Annotated in this window: 22 protein-coding genes and 1 pseudogene; 6 read left to right on the top strand and 17 right to left on the bottom strand. The window is 62.4% G+C overall.

Going from position 1 to position 25,946, the window contains the following annotated elements:
• Window positions 1–444 precede the first annotated feature (444 nt).
• On the top strand, window positions 445–2,388 hold the full coding sequence (locus ASE36_RS17580; RefSeq protein WP_062282870.1) for a M23 family metallopeptidase: 1,944 nt from the start codon (window positions 445–447) through the stop codon (window positions 2,386–2,388).
• Between the two features lie 81 nt (window positions 2,389–2,469).
• Here the strand turns inward: ASE36_RS17580 and clpB are convergent, their stop codons facing one another.
• The 6 genes from clpB to ASE36_RS17550 all read right to left on the bottom strand — a co-directional run bounded on the left by clpB (window position 2,470) and on the right by ASE36_RS17550 (window position 12,011).
• Window positions 2,470–5,073 carry an ATP-dependent chaperone ClpB gene (gene clpB, locus ASE36_RS17575; protein ID WP_062282687.1) on the bottom strand — a complete coding sequence of 868 codons (2,604 nt, stop codon included), beginning with the start codon at window positions 5,071–5,073 and terminating at the stop codon, window positions 2,470–2,472.
• A gap of 208 nt (window positions 5,074–5,281) precedes the next feature.
• Window positions 5,282–6,073 (bottom strand): DUF4167 domain-containing protein, encoded by a 792-nt coding sequence (locus ASE36_RS17570; RefSeq protein WP_062282684.1) that lies wholly within the window; start codon window positions 6,071–6,073, stop codon window positions 5,282–5,284.
• A 331-nt stretch (window positions 6,074–6,404) separates the two neighbouring features.
• On the bottom strand, window positions 6,405–7,280 hold the full coding sequence (gene prmC / locus ASE36_RS17565) for a peptide chain release factor N(5)-glutamine methyltransferase (RefSeq protein ID WP_062282682.1): 876 nt from the start codon (window positions 7,278–7,280) through the stop codon (window positions 6,405–6,407).
• The gene (gene prfA, locus ASE36_RS17560; protein WP_062282679.1) at window positions 7,277–8,356 is read right to left on the bottom strand and encodes a peptide chain release factor 1; all 1,080 of its coding nucleotides are present in this window, start codon (window positions 8,354–8,356) and stop codon (window positions 7,277–7,279) included. Before prfA ends, prmC begins: the two co-directional genes overlap by 4 nt.
• Before the next feature lie 27 nt (window positions 8,357–8,383).
• Window positions 8,384–10,651 (bottom strand): phosphoenolpyruvate--protein phosphotransferase, encoded by a 2,268-nt coding sequence (gene ptsP / locus ASE36_RS17555; protein WP_062282676.1) that lies wholly within the window; start codon window positions 10,649–10,651, stop codon window positions 8,384–8,386.
• Window positions 10,652–10,736: 85 nt separating this feature from the next.
• Complete coding sequence (locus tag ASE36_RS17550) at window positions 10,737–12,011, bottom strand: aspartate kinase (protein ID WP_062282674.1); 1,275 nt, start codon at window positions 12,009–12,011, stop codon at window positions 10,737–10,739.
• Window positions 12,012–12,283: 272 nt separating this feature from the next.
• Here ASE36_RS17550 and mprF point away from each other — a divergent pair, with 272 nt between their 5' ends.
• Window positions 12,284–14,887 carry a bifunctional lysylphosphatidylglycerol flippase/synthetase MprF gene (gene mprF, locus ASE36_RS17545; RefSeq protein ID WP_062282671.1) on the top strand — a complete coding sequence of 868 codons (2,604 nt, stop codon included), beginning with the start codon at window positions 12,284–12,286 and terminating at the stop codon, window positions 14,885–14,887.
• Window positions 14,884–16,245, top strand: coding sequence for a virulence factor family protein (locus ASE36_RS17540; protein WP_062282668.1), 1,362 nt, complete (start codon window positions 14,884–14,886; stop codon window positions 16,243–16,245). The genes mprF and ASE36_RS17540 overlap by 4 nt, the downstream gene beginning before the upstream one ends.
• Before the next feature lie 89 nt (window positions 16,246–16,334).
• Here ASE36_RS17540 and ASE36_RS17535 read toward each other — a convergent pair whose 3' ends face one another.
• Window positions 16,335–17,069: an SH3 domain-containing protein gene (locus tag ASE36_RS17535; protein WP_062282665.1), complete on the bottom strand. Its 735-nt coding sequence runs from the start codon at window positions 17,067–17,069 to the stop codon at window positions 16,335–16,337.
• Between the two features lie 173 nt (window positions 17,070–17,242).
• Here ASE36_RS17535 and ubiG point away from each other — a divergent pair, with 173 nt between their 5' ends.
• Complete coding sequence (ubiG, locus tag ASE36_RS17530) at window positions 17,243–17,998, top strand: bifunctional 2-polyprenyl-6-hydroxyphenol methylase/3-demethylubiquinol 3-O-methyltransferase UbiG (protein WP_062282867.1); 756 nt, start codon at window positions 17,243–17,245, stop codon at window positions 17,996–17,998.
• On the top strand, window positions 17,995–18,546 hold the full coding sequence (locus ASE36_RS17525; protein WP_062282663.1) for a DUF924 family protein: 552 nt from the start codon (window positions 17,995–17,997) through the stop codon (window positions 18,544–18,546). The genes ubiG and ASE36_RS17525 overlap by 4 nt, the downstream gene beginning before the upstream one ends.
• A 12-nt stretch (window positions 18,547–18,558) precedes the next feature.
• Here ASE36_RS17525 and ASE36_RS17520 read toward each other — a convergent pair whose 3' ends face one another.
• The 4 genes from ASE36_RS17520 to ASE36_RS17505 are packed head-to-tail and all read right to left on the bottom strand — an operon-like array spanning window position 18,559 to window position 20,885.
• On the bottom strand, window positions 18,559–18,987 hold the full coding sequence (locus ASE36_RS17520; protein WP_062282660.1) for a DUF1178 family protein: 429 nt from the start codon (window positions 18,985–18,987) through the stop codon (window positions 18,559–18,561).
• Entirely contained in the window at window positions 18,984–19,841 is an 858-nt protein-coding gene (locus ASE36_RS17515; protein ID WP_062282657.1) for a carbon-nitrogen hydrolase family protein, read from the bottom strand. Before ASE36_RS17515 ends, ASE36_RS17520 begins: the two co-directional genes overlap by 4 nt.
• Window positions 19,842–19,853: 12 nt before the next feature.
• Window positions 19,854–20,108 carry a glutaredoxin 3 gene (gene grxC, locus ASE36_RS17510; RefSeq protein WP_062282654.1) on the bottom strand — a complete coding sequence of 85 codons (255 nt, stop codon included), beginning with the start codon at window positions 20,106–20,108 and terminating at the stop codon, window positions 19,854–19,856.
• 54 nt (window positions 20,109–20,162) lie between these two features.
• Window positions 20,163–20,885: a ComF family protein gene (locus ASE36_RS17505; protein ID WP_244474793.1), complete on the bottom strand. Its 723-nt coding sequence runs from the start codon at window positions 20,883–20,885 to the stop codon at window positions 20,163–20,165.
• Window positions 20,886–20,998: 113 nt separating this feature from the next.
• Here ASE36_RS17505 and ASE36_RS17500 point away from each other — a divergent pair, with 113 nt between their 5' ends.
• On the top strand, window positions 20,999–21,895 hold the full coding sequence (locus tag ASE36_RS17500; protein WP_062282651.1) for a methyltransferase domain-containing protein: 897 nt from the start codon (window positions 20,999–21,001) through the stop codon (window positions 21,893–21,895).
• Here ASE36_RS17500 and ASE36_RS17495 read toward each other — a convergent pair.
• The 6 genes and pseudogenes from ASE36_RS17495 to ASE36_RS17470 form a co-directional block, all read right to left on the bottom strand.
• Window positions 21,892–22,065: a Flp family type IVb pilin gene (locus ASE36_RS17495; RefSeq protein WP_062282648.1), complete on the bottom strand. Its 174-nt coding sequence runs from the start codon at window positions 22,063–22,065 to the stop codon at window positions 21,892–21,894. The genes ASE36_RS17500 and ASE36_RS17495 overlap by 4 nt on opposite strands.
• Before the next feature lie 58 nt (window positions 22,066–22,123).
• Window positions 22,124–22,444 (bottom strand): hypothetical protein, encoded by a 321-nt coding sequence (locus ASE36_RS17490; RefSeq protein WP_062282646.1) that lies wholly within the window; start codon window positions 22,442–22,444, stop codon window positions 22,124–22,126.
• 98 nt (window positions 22,445–22,542) lie between these two features.
• The gene (mutT, locus tag ASE36_RS17485; RefSeq protein ID WP_062282643.1) at window positions 22,543–22,956 is read right to left on the bottom strand and encodes an 8-oxo-dGTP diphosphatase MutT; all 414 of its coding nucleotides are present in this window, start codon (window positions 22,954–22,956) and stop codon (window positions 22,543–22,545) included.
• Window positions 22,953–23,760 (bottom strand): annotated as a pseudogene (locus tag ASE36_RS17480) (GNAT family N-acetyltransferase). Before ASE36_RS17480 ends, mutT begins: the two are co-directional and overlap by 4 nt.
• On the bottom strand, window positions 23,741–24,982 hold the full coding sequence (argJ, locus tag ASE36_RS17475; RefSeq protein ID WP_062282640.1) for a bifunctional glutamate N-acetyltransferase/amino-acid acetyltransferase ArgJ: 1,242 nt from the start codon (window positions 24,980–24,982) through the stop codon (window positions 23,741–23,743). Before argJ ends, ASE36_RS17480 begins: the two are co-directional and overlap by 20 nt.
• 74 nt (window positions 24,983–25,056) lie before the next feature.
• Window positions 25,057–25,911 carry a peptidylprolyl isomerase gene (locus tag ASE36_RS17470; protein ID WP_062282636.1) on the bottom strand — a complete coding sequence of 285 codons (855 nt, stop codon included), beginning with the start codon at window positions 25,909–25,911 and terminating at the stop codon, window positions 25,057–25,059.
• Window positions 25,912–25,946: the final 35 nt, after the last annotated feature.

The following is a 25,946-nucleotide window of genomic DNA, read 5'->3' as shown; positions in this document are numbered from 1 at the left end:
AGAGGTTTTCTCTAAAACGAAGGACTTCGTCGCTAGCAGCGCCGCCGCCCTCGTCAGTGAGCGGATGTATAGATTCCACCTCTCAGAAGGTCAACAGCCCTTTGCAACTTTTTCCAAAGAATCTGTCACATCACTGTAATCATTGGCAAATTTCGCCATCTCTGCCCTGACCGCGAAACACCTCGACATTCGCGAGGCTGGAAAACCACGCAAATCCGGCATCTCGGGCCTGAGCTGCCCTATAAAGCAGCGGCTAACCCGCGTCCTCTCTCTTATAAGGATGGGTGCGCCCCGCATTCTCCATAATTGGCGTCCACACAGAGGCTTTAAACCACCGTCGATTTGACGTCGGCGGGCAAAACATGAGACATGAAAGCCGCTTGCGGCGCTGGCTGGGCTCTTCAGCCTCTTGACCATGAACAGGACAGGGATCGACAGAACGGCATGACGGCAGACCGCGACATGATCCGCTCGCTGGGCACGGAACCGCCGATCCTGGCGGACGGCTTTCGGGCACCGGACCGTCGCGAGATATCCCTCCGCTGGCTCTCCGGCACATTTCTCACTGGCATCACCTCCTGCATCCTGATGGGCGTCGCGCTTTTCGCAGCGCTCGACGGCCGCCAGCAACTCGCTATCCCCGCCGAAGCCTATGCGGTCGTTCCGCCCGACGGTAACGCGCCCACAGCGCAGGACACGGTGCGCGGTGCGCGCCTCTTTGGGCCAAAGATTGCAGCTCGCCCCGTCGACAAGGCCATCCTGGATGTTCCCACGGTGATCAAGGACGGCGAACGCGAACTGGTCCGTAAACAGCCATTCGCTCATGTTAAGATGGCGCTTGCCGCCGATTACGCGGTGCAGGACCGCTATCCGGCTTTCGATCCGCTCGCCATCTTCGCCATTGATCAGGCAACGCCCCCGGTCGCCAACCGCACCGGTTCTCTCTATGGCTCGGATGTCGAATCCGAGGTCATACTGAAATCAAGCCCCTTCCCCACAGAGCCGTCTCTCCCGCTCGCAGGTGAAATGACCTTCGACGAAGTCGAGGAAAATGTCCGCTCCAACGGTTCGGTCCTGACCGACGGCGACAGCCAGGTGGCGGCCCTCTATTATATAGACCCCCGCCGCTTTGACACCGAAGACAACGGACTCGATCTGGCCGCAGGCCTTTCGGCCCGCGTCGTCGAAGAAAATATGAGCGTCGCGGAACCGGAAACCGTCACCCCCATGACACCGGAATTCGCCGACGACGTGCTTCCGGTCCGCAGTCCGCAATCGGTCTCCGCCTTGATGGTGGCCTCTGGATACCCAGCCTCCAAGGCCGGCGACGTGGAAGCGGCTCTAGCCTCTCACATGCCGGGCAAGCTGCTCGCGGTTGGCGACGTGCTCAGGGTCGGACTCATTCAGCGCGGCGACGAGGTTCGCCTGGTGCGATTCTCACTCTATCACAATGCCGATCATGTGGTGACGCTGGCCGTCAACGACGCGGGGCGTCTGGTGGAAGGCAGCGAACCGCCGCAACTGGCCGCGATCTCCGGTGCCTTCGATGGATCGAGCCCCGCCATCGTCACCGGGCGTGACCTGCCGAGAGCCTATGACGGCATCTACCGCGCCGCGCTCTCTTACGGCATGAGCAAGGAACTGACGGCACTTGTGGTGCGACTGCTGGCGTCCAATGTCGATTTCCAGGCGCAGTTGAAGCCAACCGACATGCTGGAAGCCGTCTTCTCCGTCACCGACGAGGAAGGCAAGGCGACGGAAGATTCCGAGCTTCTCTATGTCCGTGCCCGCTTCGGCGACACGATCACCCAGTTCTACCGTTTCCAGAACCCGGAAGACGGCTCGATCGACTATTTCGACGAGAACGGCAAGTCCATCCGTCAGTTCCTGCTGCGCAATCCCGTACCCAATGGCCGCTTCACCTCCGGTTTCGGCATGCGTCGCCATCCAATCCTCGGCTATTCGCGCATGCATACCGGGGTCGACTGGGCAGCCCCCAGCGGCACGCCGATCATTGCGGCCGGCAATGGCGTCGTGGAAAAGGCGGGCTGGGCCTCCGGTTACGGCAACCAGACCCTGATCCGCCATGCGAATGGTTATGTCACCTCCTATAACCACCAGAGCGGCATCGCCAAGGGCATCGTGCCCGGCGCCAAGGTGACCCAGGGCCAGGTGATCGGCTTTGTCGGTTCGACCGGCTCCTCGACCGGATCGCATCTGCATTATGAGTTGATTGTCAACGGAACCAAGGTCGACGCGATGAAGGTCCGTCTGCCCGGCGGCAAGGCACTGGACGGCGCCGCACTTGCCTCTTTCGAAGAGGAACGGAAGCGCATCGACACGTTGCTCGAAAGCGGAGGCCGCCCCGCCCAGGTCGCGAGTCGTTGAGGCGTCAAAAGTTACGAACCGTGATCGCAAAAAGGCGGCCCTTGCGGACCGCCGTTTTGTTTGTCTTGAGCAGGCTCTCGATCAGGCAGCAGCGCTGACCGAGGTCTTCGGCGAGATCAACAGCCGGTCGCTGCCAGCCTCGATCAGGATTTCCGAGCCATCCAGCACGTGACCCGACAGGATCTGCTCGGCGAGCGGGTCCTGCAGATACTTCTGGATCACCCGCTTCAGCGGACGTGCGCCATAGACCGGATCATATCCCTTGTCCGCCAGCCAGTTACGGGCATCAGGGGCAAGATCGATGGCGATCTTCCGCTCCGACAACAGCGAGAGCAGCCGCTTCATCTGGATATCGACGATCGCGCCCATTTCCGACCGGCGCAGCCGGTGGAAGAGGATGATTTCGTCGACACGGTTGAGGAATTCCGGCCGGAACGAGGCCTTCACCACATCCATCACCTGGTCGCGCACCTGATCGACGTCCTGATCCTCGGTAAGACTCGTCAGGTAGTCGGCCCCGAGGTTCGAGGTCATGATGATGATCGTGTTCTTGAAGTCCACGGTGCGGCCCTGCCCATCCGTCAGGCGCCCGTCATCGAGCACCTGCAAGAGGACGTTGAAGACATCGGGATGCGCCTTCTCAATCTCGTCGAACAGCACGACCTGGTAGGGCTTGCGCCGAACCGCTTCCGTCAGCGCCCCGCCTTCCTCGTAGCCGACATAGCCGGGAGGTGCCCCGATCAGCCGCGCGACCGAGTGCTTCTCCATGAATTCCGACATGTCGAGCCGGACCATGGCCGTCTCGTCGTCGAACAGGAAGCGCGCCAGGGACTTGGTGAGCTCCGTCTTGCCGACGCCGGTGGGCCCAAGGAAGATGAACGAGCCGATCGGCCGGTTCGGATCCTGCAGACCCGCACGCGCCCGGCGCACCGCACGCGACACCGCCTGCACCGCATCACCCTGGCCCACGACCGATTTTGCCAGCTCGTCTTCCATCCGAAGCAGCTTGTCGCGTTCGCCTTCGAGCATCCGGTCGACCGGGATTCCGGTCCAACGCGACACGACATGGGCGATACCGTCAGCGGTCACCACTTCCTGCACCATGTTGCCGGCACCAGAGGCATCCTGGGCTTCCGCCTCGACGAGCTGTTTCTCAAGATTCGGGATCACCCCATAGGCGAGTTCCCCAGCCCGCTGAAATTCACCCTGCCGCTGCGCGATCGCCAGTTCGTTGCGCGCTTCGTCGAGCTGCTTCTTCAGATCGGCAGCGAGACCAAGCTTCTGCTTTTCCGCCTGCCAGCGCGCGGTGAGCGCATCCGCCTCCTCCTCAAGCGAGGCGAGTTCGGTTTCCAGCCGGTTCAGCCGGTCGGCAGACGCCGCATCGGTTTCCTTTTTCAGCGCCTCGCGTTCGATCTTCAGCTGCATGATGCGGCGGTCGAGTTCGTCCAGTTCTTCCGGCTTCGAATCCACCTGCATCCGCAGCCGCGAGGCGGCCTCGTCCATCAGGTCGATCGCCTTGTCCGGCAGGAAGCGGTCGGTGATGTAGCGGTTCGACAAGGTCGCAGCCGCTACCAGAGCCGAATCCGAGATCCGCACCTTGTGGTGCTGCTCGTATTTTTCCTTGAGGCCACGCAGGATCGAGATCGTGTCCTCGACATTCGGCTCATTGACCATGACCGGCTGGAAACGCCGGGCAAGGGCCGCATCCTTCTCGACATGCTTGCGGTATTCGTCGAGCGTGGTCGCACCGACGCAATGCAGCTCGCCGCGGGCAAGAGCCGGCTTGAGCAGGTTCGAGGCATCCATGGCGCCATCCGCCTTGCCGGCACCGACCAGCGTGTGCATCTCATCGATGAACAGGATGATCTCGCCGCTTTCCGACTGCACTTCGGAGAGCACGGCCTTCAGCCGCTCCTCGAATTCACCACGATATTTCGCACCGGCAATCAGCGCACCCATGTCGAGCGCCATCAGCTTCTTGTCTTTGAGGCTTTCCGGCACGTCGCCATTGACGATGCGCAGCGCCAAGCCTTCGGCGATCGCCGTCTTGCCGACGCCGGGCTCACCGATCAGGACCGGATTGTTCTTGGTCCGGCGCGACAGAACCTGGATCGTGCGACGGATCTCGTCGTCACGGCCGATGACCGGATCGAGCCGGCCTTCGCGGGCTTCCTCGGTCAGATCACGGGCATATTTCTTCAGCGCATCAAAACCGGCTTCGGCATTGGCGCCGTCGGCGGTACGACCCTTGCGGATCTCGTTGATCACCTGGTTGAGCGCAGCCGCCGTCACCCCGCCCTTCTTCAAGGAAGCGGATGTCGAGGCCGAGGATTCGATGGCGAGCGCCAGCAACAGGCGCTCGACGGTGACGAAACTGTCACCGGCCTTCTTCGCCGCGTCCTCTGCCGTTGAAAAGACCTTGGCGAGTGGCTGCGCCAGATACACCTGACCATTGCCGCCGGAGACCTTCGGCAGCTTGGCCAAGGCGGCATCATTGGCAAGGCGTACCGCCTTCGCGTCACCACCCGCACGGCTGATCAGCGACGACGCCATACCTTGGTCGTCGTCGAGCAGCACTTTCAACACATGCTCGGGCGTAAACTGCTGGTGGCCCTCCGAAAGGGCATAGGTCTGTGCCGACTGCAGGAAGCCGCGCACGCGTTCGGAATAACTCTCGATATTCATGGTCTGTCTCCGTTTCCCCGCCCTGCCCGCATTCGGCACAGAACGGATGCTGTGGATCAGGCCCCCGGAACCGGCAGGCCCTTGGCGCGAATGACCGCGCCTTCGATCGAGATATGGGAGTGGTTTTATGCCCTTTAAAGAGGCATTTAAACGAAAAACTCCGGGCTTTCACCCGGAGTTTGCATTCGTCAAATTGTCGAGGGTCGGATCATTCGGTCTCGACTGAGGCAAGCGCCGGAGCGTCGCCACCTTCGCCATTGCCGCCACCTTCACCGCCCTCGTCTGCACCGGCGCTGCGGCGCGGCTGACGGCGGGGACGATTGCCAGCAGCGCGACGACGCGGCTGGCGTTCGCCACCGGCCTCGGCGTTTTCGGCAACGGCTGCGACCACTTCGGCAGGCATGTCCTCGATGACCGGCTGCGGACCGGAACCGGCAATCTCGGCCTGCGGCTGCAGCTGAGGCTGCGGCTCTGGCTGACGCTGCGGGCGGTTGTGCTGCTGCGGGCGGTTCTGCTGCTGCGGACGCTGCTGCTGCGGGGCCTGCTGGTTGCCGCGCTCACCGCCTCGATCATTGCCACGCTCGCCGCTATGACCGTTGTTGTCGTCGGAACCGTCGAAGTCCTCGCCGTCGCGCTCGTTATAGTCTTGGCGCTCGTCGCGGTCGTCGTTGCCATCGCGATCGTCGCGCTGGAAGCGTTCCTGCATCTGCGCCTGGGCGGCTGCGATGATGCGGTTATAGTGTTCGGCGTGCTGCAAATAGTTTTCCGCCATGACGCGGTCACCGGCACTTTGCGCATCGCGCGCCAGCGTCGAATACTTCTCAGCGATATGCTGCGCCGTGCCGCGGATTTTGACGTCAGGACCCGAGCTATCATAGGTCCGGGTCAGGGGGTTCTGGCCCTTGCGGTTGAAGTTGCCGCCGCCATTGCCGCCGCCGCCACCACCGCCATTGTTGTTGTTACGCCCCCGACCACGCTTGTTCTGCTGTCCTGGCCTCATAGATGATTCACCTGAATGTCTCTGTTGTGCTGAAAAAGGGCAAAGCCGCTGGTTCTGGTTAGCCCGGACCAAGTCTCCACGCGCCGCCGGCAGACCGCGCTCTCGCCTTGCTCGCCGCTGGTGAAAGTCGAGTTTACTGAGTTACGAAACGGTCTTTTGTGCTTCGCGGGGTTCGATAGCGAACCATGGTCGAAGCCGGCCCAGACACGAACGAATCCTCGTTCTTTACCCCGCCGCCCGTTACGTGCCCGCAAACTATTACGCTTCCTCCGGAAAACCAAGCCTTTTTCTCGATTCCCCGGAATTATCCTTAGCAGCCGCAGCAAACCCGTCAGTCTTGCTTGGCATTGAAGAGCAGGACACGATCGCGACCACCATGGTCCCGGCGCGCTTCGATCAAGGAAAATCCGGCTTGCTCAAAGACTTGGCGAACCTCGTCATGCTGATCGAAGCCGATCTCCAGGCCGATGATGCCATCCGGAAGAAGGTGCTGTGCAGCTTGCGAAGCAATCGCCCGATAGGCTTCCAGACCATCCGGACCACCATCGAGAGCCGCGGCAGGATCATGGTTTGCCACTTCCGGCTCCAGTGTCTCCATCACGGCGGTGCGGATATAGGGCGGGTTCGAGACGATCATATCGAAGCGCTCAGGCGTGTTTGCAAACCAAGGACCAACCCGTGTCGAGAACCGTTCACCGAGCCCGAGCGCCAGTGCATTGGCCTTAGCCGTCGCCAGTGCATCCTCGGAAATGTCGACACCGATGGCGCGGGCTTCGGGGCATTCGGCCAGAAGAGCAAGCGCGATTGCCCCCGTCCCCGTGCCGAGATCCACGATCTCTGCCGTCCCTTGTAATGCAATCCTTTGTCGAAGATGCGGCAGAAGCGCATCGACCAGCACTTCAGTATCGGGACGCGGCTCGAGCGTTCCGGAGCTGAGTTTGAGGTCGAGCCCGTAAAACTCCCGCGAACCGAGGATCCGGTAGACCGGCTCGCGCGCCAGCCGCCGCAGCACGGCCGCCTCGACCTCTGCCGCCTTTTCATCCGAAACAGCCCGATCCCCATCGAGCAAGAGATCCCTATGGGACAGCCCCAGCAGCTCCATCACGAGGATCCGCGAATCCTGATCGGCATCGGCAAGCCCAGCCGCTCCGAAGCGCCGGCGGGCATCATGGATCAGCCCTCTCGCCGTCGCCCGTTGTTCGCTCACTGGACGTCGCCCAACTGGGCCAACTGCCCGGCCTGATAATCGGAAATCAGCGCATCGACCATCTCGTCGATATCGCCCTCGATCATCTTGTCCAGCTTGTAGAGCGTGAGGTTGATCCGGTGATCGGTCACGCGGCCCTGCGGGAAATTATAGGTGCGGATACGTTCCGACCGGTCGCCCGACCCCACCTGGCTCTTCCGGTTCGCCGATCGCTCGTTATCCACCTTCTGCCGCTCGATGTCATAGAGCCGCGAGCGCAGCACCTGCATCGCCTTGGCGCGGTTCTGGTGCTGCGACTTTTCCGAGGACGTGACGATCAGCCCGGTCGGCAGATGCGTGATGCGCACGGCCGAGTCTGTCGTGTTGACGTGCTGACCGCCGGCACCGGAAGAACGCATGGTATCGATGCGAATATCCTCGGCCTTGATCTCGATGTCGATTTCTTCCGCTTCGGGCAGAACAGCGACGGTGGCAGCCGACGTATGGATGCGCCCGCTCGCCTCGGTCTCCGGCACGCGCTGCACCCGATGCACGCCGGATTCGAACTTCAGCTTGGAGAACACGCCTCGCCCGCTGATCGTCGCGATGATTTCCTTGTAGCCGCCCGCTTCCCCTTCGCTGGCCGAGAGAACCTCGACCTTCCAGCCCTTGGTCGACGCGAAGCGCTCATACATCCGGAACAGATCGCCGGCAAAAAGTGCCGCCTCGGACCCGCCGGTCCCTGCCCGGATTTCGAGGATTGCGCTTTTCTCGTCAGCGGCATCCTTCGGCAGCAGCAGGATCTGCATCTCGCCTTCGAGACCCTCGATCCGACTTTCCAGCTCGGGCAGTTCCATCTCCGCGAGATCGCGCATGTCGCGATCGGTCGCCTTGTCGGCGAGCATGCCGCGCAGATCCGCTGCCTCGTCAATCGCCGACTGATATTCGCGGATCTTCTTCACAACCGGCTCGAGCTCGGAATATTCCGAAGCGAGCTTCACATAGACGTCGGCCGCCGGACCTGCCGACATTCGCGCCTCGATCTCGCCGAAACGGCGTTCAAGCTCGCGCATTTTCTCGACAGGAAGCTTCGCCACCCTTTACTCCGGTTTCTTCGTCGAATGTCAGACGGGAATGTTGTTCTCGGCCGCAAAGCGAACGAGCAGCTCGCGCACTGACACGCCGGGTGTGTTGTCGTCAAGCGCGGCCGTCAACACATCGGACAGCTGGGAAACGTCGAGACCCAGCAACATTGCCTTCACAGGACCGATCGAGGTCGGCGACATCGAGATCGAACGGAAGCCGATCCCGAGCAGCGCCATGGCCGAAAGCGGCTTCGACGCCATCTCGCCGCACAGCGTCACCGGGGTCGTGTTGCGCTCGCCCGCACGCACGATGTCCCTGAGGATCCGCAGGAACGGCCGGCCCAGCACATCGAAGCGATCCGCCACCCTTGCATTGCCGCGATCCACCGCCATCGAAAACTGGAACAGGTCATTGGAGCCGACCGAAACGAAGTCGACCTCCTCCATCAACTCGTCGAGCTGCCACATCAGCGACGGCACTTCGAGCATGACGCCGAACTGCAGCTTCTTCGGCAGCTGGTGGCCAAACTTCGAAAGATGCTGCACTTCCTTCTGCATCAGCTCGCGCACGGCGCGGATTTCGGCAACCTCGGTCACCATCGGCAGCATCATTTTCAGCTCTGCCCCGGAAGCGGCCTTCAGCAGTGCCCGCAACTGCGTGCGCAACAGGCCCGGCCGATCGAGCGACAGGCGGATCGCCCGCCAGCCCAGCGCCGGATTTTCTTCTTCCTGAGAGCGGAAATAGGACACGACCTTGTCGCCTCCGATGTCGAGCGTGCGGAAGGTTACCGGCCGACCGGCCGCCTGCTTCAGGACGCTGCGATAAAAGCTCTCCTGCTCCTCGCCCTTCGGCATGGTGGAAGAGATCATGAACTGCAGCTCGGTGCGGAACAGCCCGATGCCATCGGCGCCGGAATCGGAAAGCTGCGGCAGGTCGACCAGAAGGCCGGCATTCATCTGCAGCTTGATCCGATGCCCGTCCTTGGTCACCGGCTCCACGTCACGCAGCGCCCGGAACTGTTCCTGTCGTTTGGCCCTGAGCTTGACCTTCTCTTCATAGGCTTTCTGCAGATCGGTGACGGGGCGTACATGCACCTTGCCGTCATCGCCGTCGATGATCACAGGGTCGCCGTTTTCGGCAAGCGCGACTGCCCCCGTCGCCTGACCGACGACCGCTATGCCCATGGCACGCGCCACGATGACCACATGGCTCGTAACCGCACCCTCTTCCAGAACAAGACCGCGCAGATTGGCGCGCGGATAGTCGAGCAGTTCGGCCGCCCCCATGGCGCGGGCAAAGACGATCGCATCGTTCGGGAAGCCTTCAGCCGTGCTGCGCGGCGAAAAGCCGGTCAGCTGCCTGAGCAGGCGGTTCGCCAGATCGTCAAAGTCGTGCATGCGTTCGCGCAGGTACGGATCCGTAAGACGAATCATGCGCGCCTTGGTGTCGCTCTGCACCTTTTCAACGGCGGCTTCCGCGGTCAGGCCGTTGTGGATCGCTTCTTCCATGCGCCGCACCCAGCCCTGGTCATGGGCAAACATGCGGTAGGTCTCAAGCACGTCGCGATGCTCGCCTTCCATGGAGATTTCACGCCGCGACAGCATGTCGTCGATCGAGATCCTGAGCGACCCCAGCGCATCGGCGAGCCGCCGGATTTCCGTCTCGCTATCTTCGTTGAGCAGATTGGTGACGACGATGCGCGGCTCGTGCAGCACCACATAACCGAGACCGATGCCTTCGGAATAGCTGTCGCCATCGATCGAGACCGGCCGCGTCAGGTCGAGTTCGAGACCCGGTCGGGTGATCTTCTTCAGCTCGCCGGTCGCGATCATTTCCGCCAGCACCATGGCGGTCGTCTCGAGCGCTTCAAGCTCGTCCTCGCGGTAGTTCCGCTGCGCCTTGTTCTGCACGACAAGAACGCCGAGGCTTCGTCCAGCCCTGAGGATCGGCACGCCGAGGAAGGAATGGTAAATTTCTTCGCCCGTCTCGGGAAGATAGCGGAAGGCCGGATGCGCCTGGGCATCGGAAAGATTGAGAGACTGCGCCGAGGCGGCGATCGTGCCGACAAGACCCTGGCCCATCTTCAATTGGGCGAGGTGAACCGCGTCCTTGTTCAGACCTTCGGTCGCATAGAGCTCCAGCACACCGTCCGAGCGCAGCACGTACACGGAGCACACTTCCGCGACCATGTTGCTCGCAATCTGGCGAACGATCCGATCAAGACGCTCCTGCGGCTCGAGCGGCTCCGCCATCATTTCGCGCAGCCGCTTGAGCAGGACGCGGGGACCCGCAGAAAGGTCTCTCATCGCGTATTGGCTCCACTTCCCATTGGTCAGCGGGCTGTTACCCTTGCCTTTTTAGGGGTCGGGTACGGTTCTCCGCTCTACGGAATCAATTCTTATCCAGACCGTAGCAGGAATGCAAAGTCCGAACCGCAAGCTCGGCATAGGGACCGTCAATCAGGATGGAAATCTTGATCTCGGACGTCGTGATGGCCTTGATGTTGATGCCCTTCTCGGCCAGCGCCTTGAAGGCCGTCGCGGCAACGCCGGCATGGCTGCGCATGCCGATCCCGATCACCGAAACCTTGACCAGGCCCTTTTCGCTCTGGACCACGTCGAAGCCGATCGTGTCCTTGTTGGCACCGAGAACAGACAGCGCCTTGTCCACATCGCCCGAAGGCACGGTGAAGGTCATGTCCGTCTTCGAACCATCTTCGGAGATGTTCTGGACGATCATGTCGACATTGATATGGGACTCGGCCAGCGGTCCGAAGATCGCGGCAGAAACGCCCGGACGGTCGGACAGACGACGAAGCGAGATCTGCGCTTCATCCTTGGCATAGGCGATACCGGTGACGACTTCCTGTTCCACGATCTCTTCCTCATCGCAAATCAACGTACCGGGCGGGTTCAAGAGATCGCCCATGCCCGGCGCATCGGGATCTTCAAAGCTGGAGCGCACGAAGGTGCGCACCTTGTGTACCATGGCAAGTTCGACCGAGCGGACCTGCAGGACCTTGGCGCCGAGCGACGCCATTTCCAGCATTTCCTCGAACGCGATCTTCTTCAGGCGACGCGCCTTCGGCTCGATGCGCGGATCGGTCGTGTAGACGCCGTCGACGTCGGTATAGATGTCGCAGCGATCGGCCTTCAGGCCGGCGGCGATCGCCACGGCCGAGGTGTCAGATCCGCCACGGCCGAGCGTCGCGATGCGGTTGTCAGGGCCAATACCCTGGAACCCGGCAACGACCGCCACCTGACCTTCGCCCATGCGGCGAACGATATCGGTGCCGTCGATTTCCTGGATGCGGGCTGCGCCATGGGCGTTGTCGGTCTTGATCGGGATCTGCCAGCCCTGCCAGGAGCGGGCATTGATGCCCATCGACTGCAGCGCGATCGCCAGCAGACCGGAAGTCACCTGCTCGCCGGAAGCGACGACGGCATCATATTCGCGCGCATCGTAGAACGGCGAGTCGGCACCCGCCACCTTCGGCATGGTCTGCACCCAGTCGACCAGCTCATTGGTCTTGCCCGACATGGCCGAGACGACCACAGCCACTTCATGGCCGGCATCCACTTCCCGTTTCACATGGCGCGCCACGTTGTGGATGCGTTCCAGATTGGCGACGGAGGTCCCGCCGAATTTCATCACGATGCGAGCCATAGACTTGAACCATATGCCCTTGAGAACACGCCGCGGCAGCGGCGAAGAAACTGACGCCCTGCCAGAAGCCTGCAGGTTGCCGGGCTTTTAGCGAATATGTTCCTGGGGCGCAACGGCCAGATAGGGTCGAAACGGTACGCCAGGCCCGGGAATTTCGCCTGATAACCACGGCATTTCGGCTGCCTTAATTTGGAACCAATTCGAGCGCCAACCATCGCCCAACCGGGCTGGGAGCCGGTTCTCAGGGTAAGCCTTCATCCGGATAGGGTCGCATGACATCCAGCGCAGATTTCTCCCCACCAAGCGACGAGGCAGAGCCAGAAGTCCGCACCTCGCTCCTCAACCGCTATGCCCGCCCGCTGGCAGCCGTCGCAGCCCTCTTTGTCTTTGCAGCCGTCGGTTACGCCATTTACCGGCTCACCGAGGAGGTGACCTATGCGGATGTGGTGAATGGCCTGCAGGCCACCAGCCCGAGTTCGGTTGCGCTTGCCATCCTCTTCACCGCCTTGAGCTTCGCAACGCTCTGTCTCTACGACATCAACGCGCTTGCCCATATCGGTCGCCGCCGCCCCTGGGCCGAAGTGGCCCTGACGGCCTTCAGCGCTTATGCGGTTGGCAATGTCGCGGGCTTCGGCGCTCTCTCCGGTGGTGCGATCCGCTACCGCGCCTATTCCCGCGCCGGCCTCTCGCCGGATGACATCGGCCGCGTCATTGCCTTCGTGACGGTTTCCTTCTCCGTTGGCCTCGTTCTCGTCACGGCTCTCGCCCTCCTGCCGGTCGCAGGCGAAATCGCCCCGCTTATCGGCCTCTCCCAGAACGTACTTGTTGGCGGCGACGTCGTGCTGCTTGCCGTGCTTGCAATCGTGCTCCTGCTCGCAAGCGGAAACGGTGTCGCGATCGGCGGTCGCCGCCTGCGGCTGGCCGACAGCCGCACCATGTCGCGGCAGTTTATCGTCACCGTCTTCGATATCGCCTTCTCCGCCTCCGTTCTCTACGCTCTCCTGCCGGCTGGCGCCGACATCAGCTGGCCCACCTTTTTTACTGTCTATGCGGTTGCGATCGGCATCGGCGTGATCAGCCACGTCCCGGCCGGCATCGGCGTCTTCGAGACCGTCATGGTGGCTGCCCTCGGCAATCAGCTGGGCACCGACGCCGTGCTCGCCTCTCTCGTCGCCTACCGCCTGATCTATTACGTGCTGCCGCTGATCGTCGCGATCATCCTGGTGACGATCTCCGAGCTTCGCCAGCTCGCGGCCACACCCTTCTCCGCCGGCGTTGCCCGCACCGCCGGCCGTCTCGCGCCGACACTGCTTGCGACCCTCGCCCTTCTCCTTGGCGTGATGCTGGTCCTCTCCAGCGTCACCCCGGCGCCAGATGGCAATCTCGACAGACTGTCCGAGATCCTGCCCCTGCCCGTTCTCGAAGGCGCGCATTTTCTGGCCAGCATTCTCGGACTGCTTCTCGTCATCGTCGCACGTGGCCTTGCCCAACGCCTCGACGGCGCTTGGTGGTCGGCCATCTTCGTAGCGCTCGCCGCCCTCGTCCTGTCGCTTGCCAAGGCCGTCGCGATCTATGAAGCCGCCATGCTGGCGCTGCTGCTGGTTGGTCTCGTCGCAAGCCGCCGCCTGTTCCGCCGCCCGGCCTCGCTGCTCCAGGCATTGAATTCCGCCTGGCTGCTGGCCGTCGGCGTCCTGCTCGTCGGCGCCATCGCCGTGATGCTCTTCGTCTACCGCGACGTCGAATACAGCCACGATCTCTGGTGGCAGTTCGAATTCTCCGCCGAAGCCCCCCGGTCGCTGCGTGCCGTCCTTGGCCTCTCGATCTTCTCGATGGCAATCAGCCTGTTCAGCCTTTTGCGGCCGGCAACCTTCGCCATGCCACCGGCCGGCGAGGCGGATCTCGACAAGGCCGTGCAGATCCTCGACGGTGAGGACATCGCCGATGCCAACCTCGTCAGAACCGGCGACAAGAGCGTGATGTTTTCGCCCGATGGCCAGGCCTTCCTGATGTATGCGCGGCAGGGCCGCTCCTTCATCGCCTTCCTCGATCCCGTCGGTCCGAAAGCCTCGCGCGACGAACTCGTCTGGCAATTCGTCGAGACAGCCCGCGCCGCCGGCTGCCGCGCCGTCTTCTACCAGGCCTCGCCCGCTTTGCTGCCAGCCATTGCCGATGCCGGCATGAAGGCGTTCAAGCTTGGCGAACTCGCCATGGTCGACCTCTCCCGCTTCGACCTGAAGGGTGGACGCTGGGCAAGCCTGCGCCAGACCGCCACCCGCGGCGAACGCGACGGCCTCACCTTCGAGACCATCCCGGCAGATCAGGTTCCAGCCATCATGGATGATCTGCGTCGCGTCTCCGACAGCTGGCTCGATCACCACCGCGCCCGGGAAAAAGGCTTCTCTCTCGGCGCCTTTACTGAAGCCTATATGACCGCCCAGCCGGTCGCGATCCTCCGCTGCGAGGGCCGCATCGTCGCCTTCGCCAACATCCTGCTGACGGCCACCAAAGAGGAAGCCTCGATCGACCTCATGCGCTTCGCCCCCGATGCGCCGAAGGGCTCGATGGATTTCCTTTTCGTCCGCCTGATGAGCGAATTGCGCGACCAGGGCTACCGCCACTTCAACCTCGGAATGGCGCCGCTCTCCGGCCTGTCGCGCCGCCAGGTCGCCCCTGTCTGGGACCGCATCGCCAACACCTTTTACGAACACGGCGAACGCTTCTATAACTTCAAGGGGCTCAGAGCCTTCAAGGCCAAGTTCCATCCCGATTGGCAGCCGCGTTACCTCGCGGTCGCCGGTGGTCTCAACCCAGTCCTCGCGCTTCTCGACGCGACGCTTCTGATCGGCGGTGGACTGAAAGGCGTGGTGAAGAAATGACCTCGATCCTCAAAGCCTTCGGGCTTTTCCTCGCGCTCTCGACGGCCACCGTTGCCTTTGCCGACGACACCCCGCCGCTCGATACCGGCATGATCCCGGCTCCTCTGACATTGCTGCCGGACGACACGCCGAAGGCTCTCATTGTCCTGCTCTCTGATAAGGCTGGCTGGCAGGATACCGACCAGCAACAGGCCGAGCGTCTGCAGCAGAACGGCGCGATTGTCGTTGGCATCGACACGCCGAAATATCTCGCATCGCTGGCAAAAGACACCGGCGACTGCATCTACACCGTCTCGGACATCGAAGAGCTCGGCCATCAGCTGCAACGCAAGGCCGGCAACTCGGCCTTTCTGCCGCCGATCATTGCTGGCCGCGGCGAGGGCGGTGCACTGGCTTTGGCCATCCTCGCCCAGACGCCCAAGGCCACCATTGGCCAGACCCTTGCGCTTGATCCCGAAGCCGGCATCCCCGTCACCAAGCAGTTCTGCACCCCCGCCAACAAGACGCTGACCGGCGACCGCATGGTCTATGGCCTTACCGACGGCGACCTCCCCGACCCCGCCACCGTCCTCCTCAGCCCATCTGCTCCTGCCGACGGCCGTGGTCACGTGGCAAGCCTAGTCGCCGCCCACCCCGATATCGACCAGCGCGACGTCAAGGACGATGTCATCAAGGCCTATTCCGATGCGATCGACGAACTAATTGCCCTCGGCAATTCGGCCGACAACCCGCTCGGCCTGCCGCTGAACATCCTTGAAACCACCCCCACGCGCGACACTATGGCCGTCATTTATTCCGGCGATGGCGGCTGGCGCGACATCGACAGCGAAGTGGCCACCAACCTTCAGGCCCATGGCATCCCCGTCGTCGGCGTGGACTCACTGCGCTACTTCTGGTCGGAACGGACGCCGGAAGAGACGAGCAACGATCTCGCCACCATCATGCGGACCTACCAGAAGCGCTGGAAGGTCCGGCATGTGCTGCTGGTCGGTTATTCGTTCGGAGCGGACGTTTTGCCAGCTGCCTATAACGGCCTCTCGGACAAGCTCAAGGCCCGCATACCGCAACTCACCCTGCTCGCGCTCTCTCATCAGGTCGATTACGAGATTTCCGTGTCCGGCTGGCTGGGCGCCAGCGGCGGCAAGGGTGCCGGCGACCCGCTCGACGATATCAAGCGGATCGATCCCTCGCGGGTCCAGTGCTTCTACGGCGCCGACGAGGAAGACGATGCCTGCCGCAATCTCGTCGGCACGCCGGTGGAGACCGTCCAACTCGACGGCGGCCACCATTTCGATGGCGATTACGCCGCTCTTGCCAAGCAGATTACCGACGGGCTGACAAAGCGCCTCGCTCAATAAGGATCGTTCAACACGAAGGGCCGCACATCGTGCGGCCCTTCGTCTATCTTTACAATTTCACCCGGAACATCTGGTCCGACCAACCTGCCTCAGGGGCAAGGCTGCTGGGCCGGGTTGCAAAGCGCTTCGCCTCTCTTGCGTTGCGGAATCCGGCGAATGTTGTCCTTCTGGTCTTTGCCATTGCGCCAGGACTGGTCACGCCGCTCGTTGTTGCGCCTCGCATTGTCTTTGTCGCGCCTCACATTGTCGCCGCGGCCGGCATCTTGGCTACGGGGCCGTTCGGCCTTCCAGCGCGGGTCATTGTCGCGGCGCCCCTCATGCATCTGGGGCTCGTCATTGCGGTCGAACTGCTGGATATCGCTGCTGCTGCGGCGATACCGATCCCTGTCCCGTTCCCGCTGACGGTCGCGGTCGCGCCAGCCGTCATTGTCCCGCCAGCGGTCGCGATCTCGGTAGAACGAACGATTGCGGTAATGATCGTCCCAGTAGCTCCCGATGCTGAAAGTCACGGTCGGAATGCCGAGCGGACGATAGTATTGCGGATCGACATAGACGCGACGCTGCGAATAGCTTGCCTGGAGATATGAGCCCGATACCCAGCCGCGATAACCGGCATAGGCGACATCGCACCAGTTGGCGCTGGACAGGCAACCGCGAATATCGACCTGACTGCCGACCGGGATGACAATCACCGGCGGATACTGCGTGCTCGGCCCTGAGCGCATGTTGACGTTGCCGGTTGAAAATGCGGGCGCTGCCTCGGCAATGACCGGCAGGCCGACGGTCGAGGCCGCGACGGCGGCCATGAGCCAGAGTTTCTTCATGGTGGATCTCCTGATGTTGGAAACGGCGAACCGTGACATGAGCAGCAAACGCGTGGCGCAGAGCCCGGGTTCCGTCTCCCGCAGCAGAGCGCGCCGCTGCGACGTCCGATACCCTTGACTTTGAGCCTTATCGGGACGAGTTGATGACCCAGGCGCCGCAGGAGGTTTTCAGCATGAGTGCAGACGCACGCACCACCATCGATCAGTCCGAGGTCGACCGCTTTTCCGCCATGGCGGCCGAGTGGTGGGACCCGACCGGCAAGTTCAAGCCGCTGCACAAGATCAACCCCGTGCGCCTCGCCTATATCCGGGACATAGTCTGTGCCCATTACGGCCGCGACCCCAGAAGCCACCGCCCGCTCGAAGGCCTGCGCGTCCTCGACATCGGCTGCGGTGGCGGGCTCCTGTCCGAACCCGTCGCCCGAATGGGCGCAAACGTGCTCGGTGCGGACGCCTCCGAAAAGAACATCAAGATCGCCATGACCCATTCCGCGCAAAGCGGCGTCGAGGTCGACTACCGAGCAGTCACCGCGGAAGCTCTGGCTGCCGCCGGCGAAACCTTTGACATCGTCTTGAACATGGAAGTCGTCGAACACGTCGCCGATGTCGAATTTTTCCTCTCGACCTGCGCCTCCATGGTCCGCCCCGGCGGCCTCATGCTGGTCTCCACCATCAACCGCACGATGAAGGCCGCAGCACTCGCCATCATCGGTGCCGAATATGTCCTGCGCTGGCTGCCGCGCGGCACGCATCAATATGAAAAGCTGGTCCGCCCGGAGGAAATCGAAGGCCCGCTCGCCATGAGCGGCATGGGCGTCGTCGAGATGAAGGGGGTCTTCTTCAACCCGCTGCAGAACCAGTGGAACCTGTCCTCCGACATCGACGTCAACTACATGGTGCTCGCAAGCCGCCCGGGAACGGCAGCATGAGTTCGCCTGAGGCGGTCATCGCCTTCTGGCGCGAAGCCGGTCGGGAGAAGTGGTTCGTCAAGGATGAGGCGCTGGATCTAGCGATCCGCGAGCGCTTTCTCGACCTGCATTTCCGCGCCGCCCGCAGCGAGCTGAGCGACTGGTCCGCGACCGCCAAAGGCACACTCGCCCTGTTGATCCTGCTCGACCAGTTTCCAAGAAATCTCTTCCGGGGCTCAGGCCACGCCTTCGCCACCGATCCCCTGGCGCTGTCGCTTGCCAAACAGGCGCTCGCGAAGGGTTTCGACCAACAGGTAGAACCGCCGATGACAATCTTCTTCTACCTGCCCTTCGAGCATTCGGAGGATCCGGCCGAGCAGGAACACAGCATGGCGCTGTTTACCGCCTATCACGAGCGTGTCGGCGATGAAGAGTGCCTGCGGTATGCCGAAGTCCACCAGAACATCATCGCCCGCTTCGGCCGCTTCCCGCATCGCAATCCGGCCCTTGGCCGAGAGACGACGCCGGAAGAGCAGGCCTATCTCGATGCCGATGGGTTCAAGGGGTGAGGACGAGCGCCGTCAATTTGCCTCGTCCGGCAAGACCGGCAGCGGCGCAATCTCGATGCCTTCCTCGATAAGCGACTTCACCTCGACGGGTGACGCCTGGCCGATGATCCCGCGCGCTTCCGCTTCACCGTAGTGAATCTTCCGCGCCTCGTCGGGAAAGCGTTCGCCGACATCCTCGCTCGAGGCGCGGATCTCCTGGATCGCTTCCTTGAGCTTGCTCATCGCCAGTTTCTGCGCCGCAGAAACCGCCAGCGCCTGCGTACCCTCTTTCTGGCGCGCGGTCGCAACCGCAGGCGCCATCAGAACCTTGGACACCTCGCCCGACCCGCAGACGGGACAGGTCAGAAAGCCGGTGGCCTTCTGCCGGTCGAATTCGGCACTTTCCGAAAACCAGCCTTCAAACTCGTGAGCCTTTTCGCAGCTGAGAGAGTAGCGGATCAAACCGTGACGCCTCCCTTGGCGAGCACCGGTGCGATATCGAGCTGGAAATCACGGCCGTTCTTCAGGTTCGGGATCTTCGCCCGGCAAGCCTTGACCGCCTCAAGATCGATATCTGCAATGACCACAGCCTCGCCCGACCCGCCGGCAGACGCCAGAACCTTGCCCCAGGGGCCAATGATCATCGAGTGACCATAGGTCTCGCGCCCGTCCTCATGCACACCCGCTTGCGCCGCCGAGATCACATAGGCGCCGTTCTCGATCGCGCGAGCGCGAAGCAGGATCTCCCAATGCGCTTCGCCCGTCTGCTTGGTGAAGGCCGCCGGCGTCGTCAGGATTTCGGCTCCCGCCATGGCTTCGGCACGGAACAGATGCGGGAAACGCACGTCGTAGCAAATGCCGAAGCCGAGCTTGCCGAAGGGCAGATCCGCGACGACCGCCCGCTCGCCCGGACGATAGACGGCGCTTTCGCGCCAGCTCTCGCCATTGTCGAGATCGACATCGAACATATGGACCTTGTCGTAGGACGTGATCTTGTGCCCGTCTGGGCCGAACAGGAAGGCGCGGTTGGCAATTCTGCCATCGGACAGCTTGATCGCCGTCGAGCCGACATGCAGGTGGATCTTCAGCTCTTTCGCCAGATCTGATGCCGCCTTGACGATCAGGTCGTTTTCCTCATCGCGCAGCACCTCTGCAAGTCCCGCGCGATCCTTCTGTACGGCACCGGTCATTTCCGGCGTCTGCACATAGATGGCGCCCTGGGCGGCAGCATCGCGCACGAGGCGCGCCATGGCTTGCGCATTCTTCTCCGGGTCGATCCCGGAACACATCTGGACGGCAGCGGCCTTGAACACCATGGGTCGTTTTCCTTACTGAGCGAGAAGCGGATCGAGCTTGCCGGCCCGCTCGAGGGCATGCAGGTCGTCACAGCCGCCGACATGCTGTTCGCCAATGAAGATCTGCGGGAAGGTATTGCGGCCCGATTTCGAAATCATCTCCTCGCGCAGCTCCGGCTTGCCTGTCGCATCATGTTCGACATAGGCGACTCCCTTCTTGTCGAGCAGCGCCTTGGCGCTGGCGCAATAGCCGCAGAACTGACGGGTATAAACGGTGACATTAGCCATGGAAAAACTCCTCACGAGAGGGGCACTGAAAGGTGCTGTGCAGGACCGGGTCTCTCATATAGGCGCGGATAAAGCCCTTGCAAAGGTCAAAACAGTGACATCCGCCGCCCCTGCCTTTTTCAGGGCAGTGGTCGCCGCACCGACCGTCGCCCCGGTGGTGTAAACGTCGTCGATCAGCACCAAGCGCCGCCCGAAGACCAGATCTTCCAGCCCCTCCGGCACCACAAAGGCGCCGCGCACGTTGAGTGCGCGTTGGTTGGCCGTCAGCCCGACCTGCTGCTGCGTCCGCTTGCGGCGCACCAGTGCCTCGGCGAGAAACGGCTTGTCTGCCTGCCGTCCCACATGCCGCGCCAGCTCCGCCGACTGGTTGAACATGCGCCGGAACATCCGCATCCGGTGCAGCGGCACGGCAACGATGCCATCAGCCGCCGCGATTTCGGCAGACGCCGCCCGCACCATCCACGCCGCCATCATCGGCGCGAGATCCGTCCGGTCGCGATATTTCAGCCCATGCACCAGATGGCGCGCCACACCCTCATGCAGCGCCACCGATCGCAGGCGGTCGAAGACCGGGGGATGCGCAATCGCCTCGGGCGAAAGCATGTCCTCCCCTGGATCATGGGCAAACGGCAGACCCAGCACCTCGCAGAACGGCCGCTCGATCAACCGCAGTGTCGACCAGCAGTCACTGCAAAGCGCATTGTGGGACAGGGTCTGCACATGGCAATGCGCACAGGTCGGCGGATAAACCAGATGAAATAGCCCACGCAGCATCATCCCGGAACGATCCAGGCTGACGGAGAGCGATTTCTGCACTAAGTGAGCCAGCATGCGATGACTTTACGCCCACTGCGGCGCACAGCCAATCCGCCTCAGCCAGGAACGCCGCAATGAACGAAATTTTCGATGAAGCCCTGATTGCCCACAACCGCAGCCGTGCCTGGGGAAAAAGAGCGGAGGGTGCCGATTTCCTTCTGGAACTGACGGCGCGCGAACTGGCCGATCGCCTCGCCCTCGTCGAGCGTCGCTTCGACAAGGCCGCCGAACTTTTCGGCGCAACGGGCGTGGTGGCAAAGGCAGCGCTTGCCACCGGCAAGATCGGAGATTTGCAACGCATAGAAACAGACGCTGAAATGCTGCGTGGGACCCCCGGCAGCACCACCCGCTTCGAAAGCGTGCCGCTCGACCCCCAGTCGGTCAACCTGATCCTCTCGCCGCTTTCTCTCCACCTGACAAACGATACCCCGGGAATGCTGATCCAGATGCGCCGTGCGCTCAAACCCGACGGACTGCTGCTCGCAGCCATCCCGGGTGCCGGCACACTCGCCGAACTGCGCGACGTGCTCCTGGCGGCAGAGACAGAGATCTATGGCGGTGCAAGCCCCCGCGTGATCCCCTTTGCCGATATCCGCGATATCGGCGCGCTCATGCAGCGCTCGGGCTTCGCCCTGCCCGTCATCGATGAAGAGAGTTTTACCGTCCGCTACGACCACATCTTTGCGCTGATGCGCGACCTGAAGGCGATGGGCATGGCCAATCCGCTGATCGGTCGCAGCCGCCGGCCGGTGTCGCGCCGCTTCTTCATGCGGGCAGCCGAGCTTTACGCCGAGCGTTACGCCGATCCCGATGGCCGCATCCGCGCCACCTTCTCGATCATCTTCGTGTCCGGCTGGGCGCCGCATGAAAGCCAGCAAAAGCCGCTGAAGCCCGGTTCTGCCAAGATGCGGCTTGCGGATGCGCTCGATCCGAACCGGGCGATACCACCGAACATGGATGGGAAGGATTAACCCCAGGCGGCGGTGATCGTCGCCGTCACGGTCTCGAAGACCCCTTGAACCGATGTGCTCAAAGCGCCGAAGCCGGCGATCAGAGCCACGCTCATGATTGCGGCAATCAATCCGTATTCGATCGCGGTCGCTCCACTCTCACCAGCAATCATCTGACGCAAAAAACGCATTCTGGCTCCTGGCGGTCGAGCCGGAGCCTGCCAAGCAGCGCTCCGGGCAGGGTGTGAATTAACAGGCCTGGCCGTTACCATAGCCATCGATGATGCAGACGGATCCCGGCGTCTCCTGGAGCACGCTGCGACGGATCGTATAACGCTTGCCCGGGTCACCCTTGGGAATCGAACCGGTGGTCATCATGTCGTAGTCGGCGGGCTCGAAAGCCAGCGTCTTGCGGTCCGTCTTGGAAGTAAGCATCGGTGTCAGGACGAGCGAAAGCGCGATCGCAGCCGTACCGAACAGCAAGGCGATATTCAGCACACCGGTCCGGCCTGACTTGATCGAAGACCGCTCTCTCGACCGTGCGGCCTTCCAGAAATCCTCGTTTACCATGTTACGCTCCACACACGTTTACGACGCATGAACAGAGGGTATATTGCGGTGCGGGGTATAAACTTTGTATTAACGACGCGCCAAGAATTCGCGAGCGCTCACAGAAGGTCCTGGAGAAACGGGATCAGCGGCTCGTCGGCCGGCGGCATCGGATAGTCGCGCAGGGCCTTGGATTTGACCCACTTGATCGCCTGGCCTTCCCGTCCCTGCGGAATGCCCTCGTAACGCCGGCAGATATAGAGCGGCATGAGCAGGTGGAAGCTATCATAGGTGTGACTGGCGAAGGTCAGAGGTGCCAGACACGCCACCTTGGTAACGATACCCAGTTCTTCGTTCAGCTCACGCACCAGCGTTTCTTCCGGCGTCTCGCCGGCCTCCACCTTGCCGCCGGGAAACTCCCAAAGGCCGGCCAGCGACTTGCCCTCAGGGCGCTGCGCAAGCAGGATGCGATTGTCGGTATCAACCAGCGCGCAGGCCGCCACCAGCAGGATCGGCTTCTTCTTGTCGCTCATGCCTCGGCCTTTTTCCGCCAGTAATGATAGCGATAGGCCTCGGTGAAGCCCATCTTGGCATAAAGCGCCAGCGCTGCCTCATTGTCTGCAACGACCTGCAGCCAGCCCGTGCGGGCCCCGCGCATCCGCGCCCAGCGCAGCGCGGTGCTCAGGATTTCGACACCGATGCCTTGTCCGCGCTTGTCCGGACGCACGGCGAGCGACATCAACCCGGCAAGATCATTGTCCTGCACACAGAGCGTCGCGGCCACCGGCCCCGTCTCCGGATCTTCGATGACGAACAGCCCGGTCGGCGGCTTGATGCCGGTGATGATCTCGGCCAGCGCCGGCTTCTGCGCCGGGTCCGCCTCATGCACGGCAATATCGGCATCGACGAAACGGCCGATGTCATGCGTCGGCAGATGATCCATGGTGTCTGGAAGCTCAAGCGTCGTCAGATCGCAGGTCATGGTCACGACCTCTTCGAAACACTCCCAGCCCTCCGCCGCCAGATGCTCGATCAACAGTTTCGGCGACAGCGGCGTCTGGCGAAACAGCAGCGGTCGGCCATGCGATTCGAACCTGCGGGCCGCTTTCTCGATCCGCAGCGCGATGTCGCGATGGTCAGACGGATCGAGCGCCACCACACAGTTCAGCCGCTTCGACGGATGGCTGCCCGTCAGCCGCACCTGCCAGCTGCCGTCATAGACCACGCTGCTCGCTGGCCAGGCGCGAAAGCCAACAGCCTCCAGGCGCCGGACGAGCGGCAGGTTCGGATCGGTCACGTTTACCTGCATTCCGGCCATCAGCTCCGGTAGTCGCCATTGATGGCGACATATTCCTTGGTGAGGTCGCAGGTCCAGACCGTCGCCGTGCCGGAGCCCAGCCCGATATCGACGGTCACAGGGATATCCTGCTTCTCCATCACGGCCGTCGTCGCGGCCTCCGAATAGTCAGGATCGCGCTCGCCGTTGACGGCCACACGGATATCGCCAAACCAGATCGCCAACCGGTCGCGGTCCGCCATCTCGCCGGACTTGCCGACGGCCATGACGATACGACCCCAGTTTGCATCCTCGCCAGCAACCGCCGTCTTCACCAGCGGCGAATTGGCAATCGAAAGCGCAATCTTCTTTGCGGCCAGATCGCTCTCGGCACCCTTCACGGTCACCTCGACCATCTTGCGCGCACCTTCGCCGTCGCGAACCACTTGCAGCGCCAGATCCTTGAGCAGATCGTTCAGCGCCAGCTTGAACTCGGCGAGACGTGCGTCGTCGGCGCTCTCGACAGTCACCTGGCCATCAGCGGCCGCAGCCCCAGTCGCAAACAGCAGCAGCGTGTCCGAGGTCGAGGTATCGCTGTCGACGGTGATCGAGTTAAAGCTCGGCTCGACGCCGGCAGACAGCAGCGCCTGCAAAGCGGAGGAAGCAATGGCGGCATCGGTCACGACGAAGGACAGCATGGTCGCCATATCGGGCGCGATCATTCCCGCCCCCTTGGCGATCCCGTTAATGGTAACGGTGACGCCGTCGATCTTTGCCGAACGCGTCGCAACCTTCGGATAGGTATCCGTGGTCATGATCGCCTTGGCCGCTTCCAGCCAGAAATCACCCTTGGCCTCCAAGGCCATCTGGTCCAGCACACCGGCAAATTTGGTCGCATCAAGCGGCTCGCCAATGACCCCCGTCGAAGCGAGATAGATCTCGTTCTCGCCGCAGCCCAGCGCCTTCGCCGCAGACTTGGCCGTGAGGTCCGTCGCCGCTTTGCCTTTGATGCCGGTAAAGGCATTGGCATTGCCGGAATTCACCACCACGCCACGGGCAACGCCATGGCCGAGGTTCTGCCGGCAGAAATCGACCGGGGCCGATGGGCACTTCGACTTGGTGAAGACCCCGGCAACAGCTGCCGGCATTTCGAAGGCCATCAACAGCACATCGGTGCGGTTCTTGTACTTGATGCCCGCAGCCGCCGTCGCCATCCGCACACCGCGGATGACAGGCATGTCGGCATAGGATTTCGGAGCGAGCGGAGAAATGCTGGAAGACATGGTGCCTGGCCTGTAATGGAAGGCCCGCAAACTGCGGGCCTTTTTCTAGGGATCTCTATGGAAGGTACAGCAGCTTACTGCTGCTGCTGTTCCTGCTTGTTCGCCTCTTCATAACCCTTGCGCAGGGTCTCGTCGACGATCTCGACCTTCTGCTCGGTCTTGGCCTTCTCGATCAGGGCCAGATACTTGTCACGCATCACGAGCTGGCGAACCTGCTGCTCGACGGCCTCAAAAGCCGGCGGGGCGGCTTCGCGCTTGTCTTCGAGCAGGATGACGTGGAAGCCGAACTGCGTCTTGACCGGGGTCTTGGTGTAGGCACCCTTCTCAAGTGCGAACGCTGCTTCTTCGAATTCCGGAACCATGCGGCCCTTGGTGAAGTAGCCGAGATCGCCGCCTTCCGACTTGTTCGGGTCGGTGGACTTTTCCTTGGCAAGATCAACGAAGCTCTTGCCGGCGTCGAGTTCGGCGATAACAGCCTTGGCTTCCTCTTCCGTCTTCACCAGGATGTGGCGCGCGCGGATTTCTTCCTGCTTCGGAAGGCCGGCGACTTCCTTGTCGTAGCGGGCCTTGACCTCTTCCGTGGTCACGGCATCAACGACGTTCTTCTTGAAGAAGGCGTTGTGCAGTTCGCGCTCGGCGATATAGGCCATGCGGCGCTGATATTCCGGATCGTCCTTCATGCCGGCAGCTTCGGCATTGGAGGCCAGCAACTTGACGTCGATAGCGCCGGACAGGGCCGCCACCTTCTTCTGTTCGTCGGGCAGCTGGGCGAGCTGCGGGTCGAGATTGGCAACAGCGAGGTCGAGCTCGGACTGCTTGATTTCCAGGGAGCCGACCTTGGCGACCACGGCATCCTCGGCAGCGGCAACGCCCTGGAAGGCGATGAGCGAAACGCAGGCGGCAAGCACGAATTTATTGAGGCGAAGCATGAAAGACCTTTCGGATGGTGAACCGTTTGAAGACC

Source organism: Rhizobium sp. Root274, from assembly GCF_001429245.1.
Lineage (GTDB): Bacteria > Pseudomonadota > Alphaproteobacteria > Rhizobiales > Rhizobiaceae > Allorhizobium.
Note: the sequence above shows the minus strand (reverse complement) of the source record. Positions and strands in the feature narration are given on the sequence as shown.